The sequence below is a fragment of the Mesorhizobium sp. M0518 genome (assembly GCF_040321125.1).
Classification (GTDB): domain Bacteria; phylum Pseudomonadota; class Alphaproteobacteria; order Rhizobiales; family Rhizobiaceae; genus Mesorhizobium.
In genome coordinates, this window is record NZ_JAMYQY010000023.1 from 99,536 (window position 1) to 109,738 (window position 10,203).

A 10,203-nucleotide genomic window follows, 5' to 3' on the forward strand; every position below is an offset into this window, starting at 1 on the left:
CGGGGAGAGAAACGATGAGCTACACCAATTTCACCCTCGACATCGACGCCGACGGCATTGCGCTGGTCACCTGGGACATGCCTGGCCGCTCGATGAACGTTTTCACCGAAGAGGCGATGCGGGAATTGAACGCCATTGTCGACAAGGTGGCTGGTGATGCCGCCATCAAGGGCGCCGTGATCACTTCCGGCAAGGACACCTTCTCCGGCGGTGCCGACATCACCCTGCTGCAGAAGATGCTGACGACCTTCGCCGCGGAAAAGGGCATGGACGCCGAAAAGGCGACCAAGGCGCTGTTCGACAATGCCGGCATGATGACCGGCCTGTTTCGCAAGCTGGAAACTTGCGGAAAGCCGTGGGTGTCGGCGATCAACGGCACCTGCATGGGCGGCGCCTTCGAATTGTCGCTCGCCTGCCACGGCCGTGTCGCCGCCGACAGCGACAAGGTGAAGATGGCGCTTCCGGAGGTGAAGATCGGCATCTTCCCGGGCGCCGGCGGCACCCAGCGCGTGCCGCGGCTGACCGATCAGCAGCAGGCGCTGCAGATGCTGACCTCCGGCCAGACACTGTCGCCGCAGAAGGCCAAGTCTATGGGCCTGATCCATGAGATCGCCGAGCCGGTCAGATTGGTCGAGACCGCCAAGGCGATGATCAGGAACGGCCTGAAGCCGGTCGCTCCTTGGGACGAGAAGGGTTTCAAGCTGCCCGGCGGCCCGATCTACTCGGTGGCGGGCGCCAATCTGTGGCCACCGGCCATCGCCATCCTGCGTCGCGAGACCTACGGCAACTATCCCGCCGCCGCCGCGATCCTCAAATGCGTCTATGAAGGCCTGCTGGTGCCGTTCGACACCGCCTTGCGCATCGAGCAGCGCTATTTCACCGAGATCATGCAGACCAGGGAAGCGGCGGCGATGATCCGCTCGTTGTTTGTGTCGCTGCAGGAACTGAACAAGGGCGCCCGCCGCCCGGCCGGCGTGCCCGAAACCAAGTTCAAGAAGGTCGGCATTCTCGGGGCCGGCTTCATGGGCGCGGGCATCGCCTATGTCACCGCCAAGGCCGGCGTCCCGGTGGTGCTGCTCGACCGTGATCTGGAGTCGGCTACCAAGGGCAAGGCGCATTCCGACGGCCTGATCTCGGATCAGGTTAAGAAGGGCCGCGCCAAGCCGGAGGACAAGGACAAACTGCTGTCGCTGATCACGCCGACGGCGGACTATGCCGACCTTGCCGGCTGCGATCTGGTGGTCGAGGCCGTTTTCGAGGATTCGAGCGTGAAGAAGAGCGCCACCGAACAGGCGGAAGCCGTGCTGAAGCCATCGGCGATCTTCGCGTCGAACACCTCCACCATCCCGATCTCGTCGCTGGCCAAGAATTCGGCGCGGCCGAAGAATTTCATCGGCATCCATTTCTTCTCGCCGGTCGACAAGATGATGCTGGTCGAGATTATTTTGGGCAAGAAGACCGGCGACAAGGCGCTGGCCACCGCGATCGACTTCGTTCGCGCCATCAAGAAGACGCCGATCGTCGTCAACGACACGCGCGGCTTCTACGTCAATCGCTGCGTGCTGCGCTACATGTCGGAAGCCTACAAGATGCTGATCGAGGGCGTTCCCGCGCCGATGATCGAGAACGCGGCGAAGGCAGCCGGCATGCCGGTCGGCCCCCTGGCGCTGACCGACGAGACCGCCATCGACCTTGCCCAGAAGATCATGAAGCAGACCATCAGGGATTTGGGCGACAAGGCGGTCGATCCCAAGCAGATGGCGCTGATCAACACCATGGTCGACGATCACGGCCGCTTCGGCCGCAAGAACGGCAAGGGTTTTTACGATTACCCGGCAAAGCCCGCCAAGAAGAAGCTGTGGCCGGGCCTTAGGGATCTCTATCCGCAGCTTGCACCCGAGAAGGTCGATTATGGGGAACTGCAGCAGCGGCTGCTGGTCACCATCGCGCTGGAAGCGGCGCGGGTGATGGAAGAAGGCATCGTCACCGACCCGCGCGAGGCCGATGTCGGCTCGATCCTCGCTTTCGGCTTCGCTCCCTACACCGGCGGTGCGCTGTCCTACATCGACGGCATCGGCGCCAAGGCGTTCGTCAAGATCGCCAAGAACCTGCAGAAGAAATACGGCGCCGAGTTCAAGGCGCCCAAGCTGCTGCTCGACATGGCCGAGAAGGGCGAGAGCTTCTACCAGCGCTTCGATCCCTATGCGAAAGGCGACGTGAAGCAGGCAGCCTGACGCATGAGCAAAATCAAGCGTCTTGCAGCGTCCTTTGCGCGTCCAAGAGGACGCGCGGCGCTGTAATGTATGTCTGGGCGCGCATGGTGCGCATGATGGCCACGGCACGCAGCCGTGGCCCCTATGTGATGGGCGGCGAAGGCCGGCTGGCTTTCCGCTGCCTGCCGACCGACATCGATTTCAACATCCATCTCAACAATGCGCGCTACATGATGCTGGCCGATCTCGGCCGCATCGACCTGTTTGTTCGTGCAGGCCTCATCACGCTGGCAAGGAAGAATGGCTGGGCGCCGATGATGGGCGGACTGCAGGCGGTCTATGCACGCGAGATCAGGCTGTGGCGCCGCTTCGAAGTGGTGTCCTCGATCGAGACCTGGGAAGGCACCCAGGTTGTCGGCAAGCACCGCTTCGTCCTCGACAATGGCGAGACGGCCGCGTTGATCCTGACGACGGCCGGCGTCTACGATCGCAAGGCTCGCAACTTCCTTGAGATTGACGAGGTCGTTGCGGCACTTGGTCGTGCCGTGAACCCGCGGCCACCGACGCAAACGGAGCGGATTTTCATGACATCGCACCAGGGTCTGCGCAGCTTGGCCAAGGGCGTCGATCGATCCCGGTAATCGGACTTTCCGCGATCGACGGGAACGTTTGCAACCACTCCACGACCGGTGGACAAAACGACATTCCAAGACTAGAAGGGAAAGGTATTTTTTCCTGCACCGAAGGAGAGCGAGCATGCTCTCGCACGACCGAGTCTGGGCTGCCATCGATGCTCTTGCCAAGCGCTATTCGCTTTCGGCCTCGGGTTTGGCCAAGCGTGCGGGGCTCGATTCCACTGCCTTCAACAAGTCGAAGCGTTTGTCGTCGGATGGCCGGCCGCGCTGGCCCTCGACCGAATCACTGGCCAAGATCATCGAGGCAACGGGCGCCTCACTCGACGAATTCACCGGTCTGATCGAAGGCCGGCCCGGGATAAGCAATGGTGCTTCGACCAGCCATGCCGCTTCGGTCGCCCGCAGAAGCTCCGTGCCGTTGCTCGGCTTTGCCCAAGCCGGCGCCGGCGGCTTCTTCGACGATGCCGGCTTTCCAGTCGGGCAGGGTTGGGATCTGGTCGAACTGCCGGCGCAATCGACCGAGAGCTCCTACGCGCTGCAGGTGCAGGGCGATTCCATGCTGCCGCTCTACCGCAATGGCGACGTCCTCATCGTCGAACCGGGCGCCGTCACCCGCAAGGGCGATCGCGTCGTTGTCAAGACCACATCAGGCGAGGTGATGGCCAAGGTGCTCGAGCGCCAGAGCCTCAAGTCGATTGCGCTGGTCTCGCTCAATCCCGATCATCCCGACCGCGACATTCCCATGCGCGATGTCGAGTGGGTGGCGCGGATTGTCTGGGCAAGCCAATAGGTCAAGCTGGTGCGGCTTCTCCATCATGCGCTGGCGGTTCTGATGGTCCCTGTGATGGCGGCCATGGTCGTCACCGGCGGTCGCACGTTGAAAGGAAGTGAAAGCGTCATTGCCGTGGACCAGCTTGATCCGGGCGCCGATACGATGGCGCAGCAGGCTGCCGGGACGGTGCCGCAGGAGCCGGCCACCTCAGCCATCGCAGCTCCACAGCCGCCGAAGCCGCATTCAAGGGCAATCGATCCCGAAATCGTCGCGCCGCCGGAACTGCCCGCCGACGGGCTTGAACGGGTCGAGCCGCGCGAGCCGTTGAGCAAGCTCGCGCTGGCTGTGCCACCCAAGCCGAAAATGCCTGACGATTGGAACGGCACAAAGCTGTTCCAGCCGGTTGCGCCGGCCGCCGGCCTGATCGAGGCAAAGGGTTACTCGGTCGCGGTTTCCGGCATCGATATCGTCAGGCAGGACGAGACCTGCAGCGAGGACGGCAAGCCCTGGCCGTGCGGCGTCCGGGCGCGGACGGCGTTCCGCGCCTTCCTGCGCGGCCGCGCGGTGGTCTGCACGGTGCCGCCGCAGGGTGGCCGCGACCTGATCGCAGCCGAGTGCCGGATCGGCAAGCAGGATGTCGGTCAGTGGCTGGTCGAAAATGGCTGGGCGCGCGCCGCCAAGGGTGGGCCCTATGTCGAGGCCGGCGACAAGGCACGCACGGCGAAGAAGGGCATTTTTGGGTCGGCGCCGAACCTTTCCGGCCTGCCGGCGATGCCGGCCGCACCGAGCCCGGCGCCTCAGGCGCCGAGTTCGATCCTGGAAGAGGCCGACGGCGTGCTCAAGCCAGCTGACCAGCCAGCGCCCGCTCAATGAGCGCACGTGTCTCGGCAACGCCATAGAGTGCTGCGAACGAGCCGAAGCGCGGGCCGCGCTCCTGGCCGATCAGCACCTGGTAGATCATCTGGAAGAAGGCGCCCGATACGCCGGGGCCGCCTTCCGGGCTCTGCTTGGAATGATCCTGATAGCGCTCGATCCTGCGTGCGACATTGAGCGAGGCGTTCTGGATCGCTTCGCCGCTGGCGTCCGCCGGCAGCGCGCCAAGCGCTTCGTCGAGGGCTGCCAGCGCCTCGCGCTCGACCTCGTCGGCGGGCCGGAAGGTTTTCGTCGGCTTCACGAAATCGTCGAAATAGCGGATCGCATGGCCGACCAGCCGGTCGAGCTCGGGATGCGTCTTTGGCGTCACGCCTTGCGTATGACGTGAAATGAACCCCCACAGCACATCCTTGTTCTGCGCGTTGGAGGCGCTGACCAGATTGAGCAGCAGCGAGAACGGCACCGGCATGTCGATCGCGGGCGGGTTGCCGTCATGCATGTGCCAGACCGGATTGCCCAGCCGTTCCTTCCAGTCCTGCCGGGGATAGGCGGCGAGGAACGTATAGTATTCGTCCACGGCCCGCGGGATGACGTCGAAATACAGCTTCTTGGCCTGCCGCGGCCGCTGGTACATGTAGAGCCCGAGGCTTTCGGTCGGCGCATAGGTCAGCCACTCGTCGATGGTCAGCCCGTTACCTTTCGACTTCGAGATCTTCTGGCCGTTCTCGTCGAGGAACAGTTCGTAGACGAAATGCTCCGGCGCCCGTCCGCCCAGAATGTTGCAGATGCGGTCGTAGACCACCGCATTGGTCTGGTGGTCCTTGCCGAACATTTCGAAATCGACGCCAAGCGCTGCCCAGCGCATGCCGAAATCCGGCTTCCACTGCAGCTTCACGCGGCCGCCGGTGATCGAAAGCGTGGTCTCGGTGCCCTCGTCGTCGAAGGTGATGGTGCCGGCCTTGGCGTCGACATGCTTCATCGGCACGTAAAGCACCCGGCCGCTCTTCGGCGAGATCGGCAGGAACGGGCTGTAGGTCGCCTGCCGCTCGGGCCCGAGCGTCGGCAGCATCACCGCCATGATCTGCTCATAGCGTTCGGCGGCGCGCAGCAGCATCGCATCGAAACGGCCGGCTTTGTAGTATTGCGTCGCGCTGGCGAACTCGTAGTCGAAGCCGAACGTGTCGAGGAAGCGGCAAAGCATCGCGTTGTTGTGGTCGGCGAAGCTCGCATAGTCGCCGCCGAAGGGGTTGGGGACCGACGACAGCGGCTTGTGCAGATGCGGCTCGAGCGCGGCGCGGTCCGGCACACTGTCGGGTATCTTGCGCATGCCGTCCATATCGTCGGAAAAGCACAGCAGCTTGGTCGCGACCTTGTCCTGCGTCAGGACGCGGAAGGCATGGCGCACCATCGAGGTGCGCGCCACCTCGCCGAACGTGCCGATATGCGGCAGGCCGGACGGCCCGTAGCCGGTCTCGAACAGGACTGTTTGCGGGAAGTCGGCGCCTTTGTAGCGCTCGATGATCTTTTTGGCCTCCTCGAACGGCCACGCCTTGCTTTCGGTCGCGGCCGCCAGTAGCTCGGGGTTGAGATCGATGATGTTTGATCCCGCCATGTCACAGTTTTCCAAATCATTTGCCGGCCCGAAGGCGGGCCGCAGCAAGGGTTTTTCAACCGGTCTCTAGGCGTGCAGCGCCGGAGCGTCAACGCGTGCGGCGCTTTTTCCTTGCGGTGCAGAATGGGCGTTCCTAACTTCGAGGTCCGGTTCGAGGAGAAAAAATTGCCGACACCTCATGAAGCCCTGATCTATCTGATGGTCATCACCTCGGCCTCCGACCGCGACATGACCGATGTCGAACTGGCGCGGATCGGCGAGGTCGTCCGCTCCTGGCCGGTGTTCGAGGACTTCAACCACGACAGGCTGGTCGGCGTCGCCCAGGACTGCCAGAAGCGCCTGCACGAAAAGCATGGGCTGGAGGGCGTGCTGGCTGAAGTCGCCGAGGTCTTGCCTGAGCGGCTGCGCGATACCGCCTATGCCGCCGCCTTCGAGGTTGCCGCCGTCGACCTCGAAATGCGCATGGAAGAAGTGCGGGTGCTGCAGCTGATCCGTCGTCAGCTCGATCTCGACACGCTGACGGTTGCTGCCATCGGCCGCGCGGCCAAGGCGCGGCTGCGCACGCTGACCTGAAAGTCCTTGGCCGGGCGCTGTTGAGATGCAGCTCAGGCCGGCAAAGCTGACGGAACCGGATCAGAAAAAACTGACCGGAAAGTAGCGCAGATAAAATTCCGCGAACGTGCCTTTCATCGAAATTTCCTGCAGCGCGTAATCGATCGCGGCGGCCAGCGCCGGATTGTCCGCTTTGGTGGCGATGGCCATGCCAGTGCCCAGATATTCGGGCGCCAGATAGGGCCCGCCGGCAAAGCGGCAGCAGCCCGCCGCGTCCGAGCCGCCCAGCCAGAAAGCCAGGCGCATGCCGTCGCCGAAGGCGGCGTCGACCTTGCCGGCCTTGAGATCGGCATAGAGGTCTTCCGGCCTGTCGAAAGGGATGACCTGAACCGTGCTGAAATAGTCGCGCAGCATGCGCTCATGCGCCGAGCCTGATATCACGCCGACACGCTTGCCGTGCAATTTGTCAAAGATGGGCTCGGTCAGTGCCTTGCTCTTCGGCATGATGAAGCGCGCTGGAAACTGTAGATAGGAGCGCGAGAAGGCGTAGGTCGTGCGCGATTCCGGTGTTGCGGCGATGCCGGCGATGATCGCCTCGCCTTCGTCTTTCCGCAGTGCGCCTTCCAGCTCGGCCCAAGGCAGGGCCTGGATCTGGCATTTTTCGACGATGCCAAGCTCGGCGCAGATGGCGCGTGCCAGATCGATATGGAAGCCGGACAGCTTTCCCGCACCGTCGAGGAAGTTGAAGGGCGGGAAGTCCGTGGTGGTCAGGAATCTCAGCCGGGGCAGCGTCGAAAGGTCTGGTTTGGGCAGCCGCTCCTTGGCATCCCACAGCATCGGAACCTGAGGCGCCGCGGCGCGCGCGCCGTCGGCGAACGACAGCAATCCGATCAGCATCGCAAAGGCGAAGGATCTCCACCGGAACGCCAAGATAAAACTCCGCCACAGTCGTGCTCGCACCGGTTTTGGTACGAAAATGGTACAGGCACAATGGTTTTTGATTTCAACCCGCCGATTTCAGGATATGATTCAACCGGTTTGCAAATCAGCTCCGGCCGCCTCGGTGAGGGAAGCCACAAAATAAGTATGCGATTTGCAATCCGTGGTCGGTGGCGAAGTGTAAATCAGGCACGCATCATTGGCCGCAATGCACGAGGCAACATGGGGTTGATGTTGCGATGGGTCAGTTCGATCGCACGCTGGAATACATAGACCAACTGCAGCACGCCGCAACGGCGGCGGCGGTCTGTGAAAGGCTGCTGGGCATAACATCGGATTTCGGTCTCACCGCACTGATGGCTGGAACCGTACCGCAGCCAGGCACGCCGGCCGGCCAGCAAAAGCAGCATGTGCTTCTCTGCGATTGGCCGGGAGAGTGGCTGGAGCGCTATGTCGCGCGCAACTATGTCGATCATGACCCCGTCGTCAGCCATATGAAACAGTTGCAGGCGCCCTTCCAGTGGCACGAGGCGTCGCAGGGCATCCGCATCGACAAGAGCAGCGGCGAAGTGATGGGCGATGCCGGCGCCTTCAAACTGCGTGATGGATTGGCCTTTCCGTTGATCACGCTCGACGGCCAGATCGTCATGGTGTCGCTCGGCGGCGAGGCCGTGGAATTGTCCGTCGCCGAATTCGGCCAGGTGTCGCTGGTCTCGACCTACGCGGTTGGCCGCGCCATGCAACTCCACACCATGGCGAACAGCACCATCGATCATATCGTGCTGACGCCGCGGGAGCGCGAATGCCTGCAATGGGCCGCCGTCGGCAAGTCCGAATGGGAGATTTCGCAAATCCTCGGCATTTCCGAACACACCTCGGAGAAACATCTTCTTAACGCCAAAAGCAAACTAGGTGCCGTCAACAGGGTGCAGGCCGTCGCGGAAGCGATACGGCGCGGCTACATTAGTTAGGTCGGCCGTGCCGACCTGGAATTTTTGCCTACGCGATCACGCAATTTTCTCATCAAAGCACGGCCGTATCTTCCTCTGAACGCAGGAGACGGCGGAATGCTTTTTTCCCTTACAACCCAGGAATTGATGGAACGTCCCGACCTTTGGGAGGCCGTCCATCGGTTGCGCTACAAGATATTCGTCGAAGAGATGGGGTGGGATGACCTCAGGCGGCCTGACGGGCTCGAACTCGACCAGTTCGATCACGACGAGGCGGTCCATCAGATCGTCATCAGGGGCGGTGAAGTGGCAGGTTATCAGAGGATGTTGCCGACGACGCGGCCACATCTGCTGACCGAGGTCTTGACCGATCTTTCCGAAGGAACGCCGCCATCGGGTCCAAACATCTGGGAATTGACCCGCTACGCGGTGGCTCCCGGTTTTCGTGACGGCCGTCGCGGCGTTTCGACCGTCGGCACCGAACTGATTGCCGGTTTCGTCGAGTGGGGGCTGAAGCGCGGCGTCGACAAGGTGATCATCGAGTTCGAGCCGATGTGGGTGCTGCGCGCCTTGCAACTGCATTTCCTGGCGACCCCGCTGGGCTATCAGCGCACCTATGGCAACCAGCAGGTCGTCGCCACTTTGCTGACCTTCAACGAACACACCCTCGATGTGGTGCGGTCGCGCCGCAATCATTTTGCTCCCGTGCTGGCCAGGGGATATCCCGACATGCTCGGGCAAAGGCGTGCGTCATGAGATCGGAGACAGTCATGAGCACACATCCGCAACCTGAACTTCGCAACCACACGCTGGTGGTCACCGTGTCGTCGAGTGACGGCCGGCCGGTGCTGGACAGGAGGGCCTATGAAAGCCTGGCAAGGACCTTCCATGAAGCCGCCGACAATGAGGAGGTTCGCGTCGTCGTGCTGCGCGGCCTGGCAGGCTGTTTCTGCCTGGGCGGCGACTTCTCCGAATTCCTCGACGCCACCAAGCACCAGAAACTGATCGCCGCCGTCACCGACCTGTTCCGCACGCTGGCGACGTTTCCCAAGCCCATCCTTGCCTGCGTCGATGGCGATGCCGTCGGTGTCGGCTGCACCATCCTGTTCCATTGCGATATGGTGATCGCGTCCGATGAGAGCACGTTCAGGGTGCCGTTCGTCGATTTCGGCCTGGTGCCGGACGCGGCGACCAGCATCCTGGCACCGCAGAAGCTCGGCTATGCCGGTGCCTTCCGCTTCTTCTGCCTCGGCGACACGCTTCGCGCCGAAGATGCCAGGGCGCTCGGCCTGGTCGCGGAGATCGTGCCGGGGGGCACCGTCGAGGAGGCAGCCCTTGGCCGGGCAAGACAACTCGTCAAGAAGCCGGTCGCCGCCTTGCTGCAGACGCGCGGCTTGCTGAAGGGGAACACCGAGGCCCTCTGCGACCGCATCGATCAGGAGATTTCGCTTTTCCAGCAGGCGCTGCAGGACGACACCACGCTGCGGCGATTGCAGCGCATCGCCCGGCTCGCGGCCTGAGCGAAAGCATCAAGGAACGCGCCGCCCCGCCAAAGCCCCCCCGCCCGGCACCCTCAATACAGCTTTCCCCAGAAATCACGCCCCTAGCCGCAGATGTTCTTTTGATTCGTTCCCAAGAATTAGAAATAACCCCCCAA

General features: G+C 62.8%; 10 protein-coding genes. 8 read left to right on the top strand and 2 right to left on the bottom strand.

Features of this window, described 5'->3' with window-relative positions; translation table 11 throughout:
- The first annotated feature begins 14 nt into the window (after nt 1-14).
- From NKI66_RS27255 to NKI66_RS27270, 4 genes are all read left to right on the top strand, one after another.
- Nucleotides 15-2,234: a 3-hydroxyacyl-CoA dehydrogenase NAD-binding domain-containing protein gene (locus tag NKI66_RS27255; protein WP_352753545.1), complete on the top strand. Its 2,220-nt coding sequence runs from the start codon at nt 15-17 to the stop codon at nt 2,232-2,234.
- Nucleotides 2,235-2,299: 65 nt separating this feature from the next.
- A complete protein-coding gene (locus NKI66_RS27260) occupies nt 2,300-2,854 on the top strand; it encodes a thioesterase family protein (RefSeq protein WP_023811352.1) in 555 nt (184 codons plus the stop codon).
- Nucleotides 2,855-2,969: 115 nt separating this feature from the next.
- Nucleotides 2,970-3,638 (top strand): S24 family peptidase, encoded by a 669-nt coding sequence (locus tag NKI66_RS27265; RefSeq protein ID WP_023811351.1) that lies wholly within the window; start codon nt 2,970-2,972, stop codon nt 3,636-3,638.
- Between the two features lie 9 nt (nt 3,639-3,647).
- On the top strand, nt 3,648-4,493 hold the full coding sequence (locus NKI66_RS27270; protein WP_031213292.1) for a hypothetical protein: 846 nt from the start codon (nt 3,648-3,650) through the stop codon (nt 4,491-4,493).
- On the opposite strand, the gene NKI66_RS27275 is transcribed toward NKI66_RS27270, so the two are convergent.
- Nucleotides 4,459-6,105: a lysine--tRNA ligase gene (locus tag NKI66_RS27275; protein ID WP_023811349.1), complete on the bottom strand. Its 1,647-nt coding sequence runs from the start codon at nt 6,103-6,105 to the stop codon at nt 4,459-4,461. The two genes, NKI66_RS27270 and NKI66_RS27275, sit on opposite strands and share 35 nt — an antisense overlap.
- 123 nt (nt 6,106-6,228) lie before the next feature.
- Here NKI66_RS27275 and NKI66_RS27280 point away from each other — a divergent pair, with 123 nt between their 5' ends.
- Entirely contained in the window at nt 6,229-6,678 is a 450-nt protein-coding gene (locus tag NKI66_RS27280) for a tellurite resistance TerB family protein (protein WP_352719733.1), read from the top strand.
- Nucleotides 6,679-6,738: 60 nt separating this feature from the next.
- On the opposite strand, the gene NKI66_RS27285 is transcribed toward NKI66_RS27280, so the two are convergent.
- A complete protein-coding gene (locus NKI66_RS27285) occupies nt 6,739-7,587 on the bottom strand; it encodes an ABC transporter substrate-binding protein (protein WP_023811348.1) in 849 nt (282 codons plus the stop codon).
- A gap of 248 nt (nt 7,588-7,835) precedes the next feature.
- On the opposite strand from NKI66_RS27285, the gene NKI66_RS27290 reads away from it, so the two are divergent.
- From NKI66_RS27290 to NKI66_RS27300, 3 genes are all read left to right on the top strand, one after another.
- The gene (locus tag NKI66_RS27290; protein ID WP_023811347.1) at nt 7,836-8,567 is read left to right on the top strand and encodes a helix-turn-helix transcriptional regulator; all 732 of its coding nucleotides are present in this window, start codon (nt 7,836-7,838) and stop codon (nt 8,565-8,567) included.
- A 96-nt stretch (nt 8,568-8,663) separates the two neighbouring features.
- Entirely contained in the window at nt 8,664-9,302 is a 639-nt protein-coding gene (locus NKI66_RS27295; protein ID WP_013533650.1) for an acyl-homoserine-lactone synthase, read from the top strand.
- Between the two features lie 14 nt (nt 9,303-9,316).
- Complete coding sequence (locus NKI66_RS27300; protein ID WP_013533649.1) at nt 9,317-10,066, top strand: enoyl-CoA hydratase-related protein; 750 nt, start codon at nt 9,317-9,319, stop codon at nt 10,064-10,066.
- Nucleotides 10,067-10,203: the final 137 nt, after the last annotated feature.

What these genes read in the sequence shown, in the direction of transcription:
- NKI66_RS27280 (WP_352719733.1), top strand. Translation starts at nt 6,229, where the DNA reads ATGGGCGTTCCTAACTTCGAGGTCCGGTTCGAGGAGAAAAAATTGCCG.
- NKI66_RS27295 (WP_013533650.1), top strand. Translation starts at nt 8,664, where the DNA reads ATGCTTTTTTCCCTTACAACCCAGGAATTGATGGAACGTCCCGACCTT.
- NKI66_RS27300 (WP_013533649.1), top strand. Translation starts at nt 9,317, where the DNA reads ATGAGCACACATCCGCAACCTGAACTTCGCAACCACACGCTGGTGGTC.
- NKI66_RS27290 (WP_023811347.1), top strand. Translation starts at nt 7,836, where the DNA reads ATGGGTCAGTTCGATCGCACGCTGGAATACATAGACCAACTGCAGCAC.
- NKI66_RS27255 (WP_352753545.1), top strand. Translation starts at nt 15, where the DNA reads ATGAGCTACACCAATTTCACCCTCGACATCGACGCCGACGGCATTGCG.
- NKI66_RS27260 (WP_023811352.1), top strand. Translation starts at nt 2,300, where the DNA reads ATGTATGTCTGGGCGCGCATGGTGCGCATGATGGCCACGGCACGCAGC.
- NKI66_RS27275 (WP_023811349.1), bottom strand. Translation starts at nt 6,105, where the DNA reads ATGGCGGGATCAAACATCATCGATCTCAACCCCGAGCTACTGGCGGCC.
- NKI66_RS27265 (WP_023811351.1), top strand. Translation starts at nt 2,970, where the DNA reads ATGCTCTCGCACGACCGAGTCTGGGCTGCCATCGATGCTCTTGCCAAG.